2 protein-coding genes are annotated in these 2,044 nt (G+C 62.3%); both read left to right on the top strand.

The features are described 5' to 3' along the window. Positions 1 to 468 precede the first annotated feature (468 nt). Entirely contained in the window at positions 469 to 1,632 is a 1,164-nt protein-coding gene (locus AC1DUU_RS30545) for an acetyl-CoA acetyltransferase (RefSeq protein ID WP_476787058.1), read from the top strand. Continuing rightward, complete coding sequence (locus tag AC1DUU_RS30540; protein ID WP_476787057.1) at positions 1,625 to 2,029, top strand: Zn-ribbon domain-containing OB-fold protein; 405 nt, start codon at positions 1,625 to 1,627, stop codon at positions 2,027 to 2,029. The genes AC1DUU_RS30545 and AC1DUU_RS30540 overlap by 8 nt, the downstream gene beginning before the upstream one ends. The last annotated feature ends 15 nt before the right edge of the window (positions 2,030 to 2,044 follow it).

The raw sequence follows: 2,044 nt of genomic DNA, 5'->3' as shown, positions 1-2,044 counted from the left end.
GCGCGCGCGGCAGCGATCTTCAGCCGGTACTTTGTCCTGTCGCCCTTGGTGGAAAAGGACAATGAACCGAGCCCCTCGGCAAGATAATCTGCATATCGGTCGCAACCGAGATTTGGGATAAGCGCCGTTTCGACTTGCTTCGCCCGCATGGCCATTCAAAACGTCCTCCATGATCCGATATTGCACCTGCCTCACCGATTATCAACCATCGACAGGAGCGACGACCGTACAGGGGCAAGCGAGCAAATCAAATAATTGATATTGACTTCATATTCATGTTGTCAGACTTCTTATTTTCTTTTGATCACCGAGGCAAGCTGGACATCCGGCTAGCCCAGCAGCGCGAAGTTGCGTCCAGCCCATGGGCTGCGGTGCGCATCGTGGAGGGACCATCTTGCTTGTCGGATCGGACAAAACCGCGCGATACAAGCGTCGCATCGACAGCCCTCATCACAGAATCCGGGGTCGATGATGCCGCATGCGCTGATCAATTCGCCGGTTTACATCGTCGGCGTTGCCGAGACGCCCTTGGGCAAGGTACTCGACCAAAGCGAGTTCTCAATGGTCGCGCTTGCCGCGCGCAAGGCGCTGGACGAGGCCGGCCTGAGCTTCAAGGACGTCGATGGCATCTTCACCAACTATATGGGGGAAGAGGGCTCGGTCCAACTTGGCGAATATCTCGGCGTGCAGCCACGCTACGCCGAATCGTCGGACATGGGTGGCGCGTCGTTCGAGTTCTTCGTGCACCATGCCATGCTCGCCATCGCGACGGGCCGGTGCGACGTCGCGCTGATCGGCTATGCCTCGCGGCAACGAAGCCGCCGCAACCGCAAACGCGTGGCAGCCAGTATGGACGGTTCGCTTGCGGCGCAATTCGAAGCGCCTTTTGGCATCCACTTTCCAATCGGCCATTACGCGCTGAGTGCTGCGCGCTACATGTATCAGTATGATGCCAAACTTGRGCATCTTGCCGAGATCGCCGTCACGGCGCGGGAATGGGCAAAACTCAATCCGAAAGCATGGGTGCGCGATCCGCTGACCATCGAAGACGTGATGGCTTCGCCAATGCTCTGCGATCCGCTGCGCAAGCTCGACTGCTGCCTGGTGACCGATGGCGGCGGCGCCATCGTCATCGCGCGGAAGGATCGGGCGCGCAACGCCGCCAAGCGGCCTGTGCGCATCCTCGGTGCCGGCGAAAGCCACATGCAATGGCACGTTGCCCAATGCCCGGACCTGACCGTGACGCCGGGCGTGGTTTCCGGCCGGGAAGCCTTGGGCATGGCCGGCATCAAGCCCGGCGACGTCGATGTCTTTGAACCCTACGACAATTTCACCCACGCCGTGCTGCTCTATCTCGAGGACCTGGGCTTTTGCGGCAAGGGCGAGGCCGGCGCCTTCGTCGCCGAAGGCCGGCTGAGACCCGGCGGCAGCCTGCCAAGCATGACCTCAGGCGGCGGGCTGTCCTACTGCCATCCCGGGGCGCTCGGCATCCTGCTTCTCATCGAGGCGGTGCGGCAGCTGCGCGGAGAGGCGGGCGCCCGCCAGGTGACAGACGCCGAGATCGCCGTCGCGCATGGGACCGGAGGCCTCGCCTTTTCAACCGCTTCCACCGTGGTGCTTGCCCGTGACTGACACCCCTTCCCTTTCCGACATCGGCGTTGCCGACCCGACCACCGAACCCTTCTGGAAGGCATGTTTCGAACACCGCCTGATCGTCCAGCGCTGTGTCGCGTGCTCGTCGCACCAGTTCTATCCCAGACCTTTCTGCCTCGCCTGCGAGGCAACCGCGCTCGAATGGGTGGACGCTAAGGGCACAGGCACGATCTATTCGCTCTCCACGGTGCGCATCCCGGTCATCAGCGAACTGCCCCCGCCCTATATGATCGCGCTGGTCGATCTCGACGAGGGCCCGAGGCTGCTCACCAACATCGAACCCGGCCCGGCGCGGATCGGCGACCGGGTGAAGCTCGCCTGGCGCTCGCGCGAAGACCTGCCTCCCCTGCCCATCTTCACCCCCACCGATCGATAATGCGATGACCAGCCA

This window comes from Aminobacter sp. P4_H6_2 (assembly GCF_056400805.1).
Note: the sequence above shows the minus strand (reverse complement) of the source record. Positions and strands in the feature narration are given on the sequence as shown.